The sequence below is a fragment of the Vibrio sp. 10N.222.52.C3 genome (assembly GCF_041474195.1).
GTDB lineage: Bacteria > Pseudomonadota > Gammaproteobacteria > Enterobacterales > Vibrionaceae > Vibrio > Vibrio crassostreae_C.
The window spans coordinates 6,791-7,101 of the sequence record NZ_JBFRTQ010000177.1 but is presented as its reverse complement, the minus strand read 5'-3'; the positions used below and the strand labels follow the sequence as shown (position 1 = coordinate 7,101).

Sequence of the window (311 nt, the reverse complement as noted above, 5' to 3'; positions counted from 1 at the left end):
AAGTAATATAACATTTTCAAGTTGTATATTATCTTTAGGTAAAATAAATCTCTTGACTATACTTCCAGTCTTAGAATAACTGTTATTCTTTAAGTCATAATCTGTATAAAATAAAAGTTCTTCTTTTTTAAGCCACACGTCAAGTTGCGTCAAAGTGCTTTCATTCATCTTACATTCCACCTAGCTTACTTAATAGCACACCACAATTATCTTTCTTCGACAACATTGGAATTTCTTTAGTCGGCCAATCTATACTTAATTGTGGATCATTCCAAGCAATTGATATTTCCGCTTGAGGGTTATAATAATCA

General features: G+C 30.5%; 1 protein-coding gene. It reads right to left on the bottom strand.

All coding sequences use genetic code 11. From position 1 onward, the window contains the following. Window positions 1–169: 169 nt before the first annotated feature. Window positions 170–311, bottom strand: a 142-nt coding sequence (locus AB4517_RS21340; protein WP_372149867.1) for a dTDP-4-dehydrorhamnose 3,5-epimerase family protein, incomplete at its 5' end; no start/stop codon positions are given.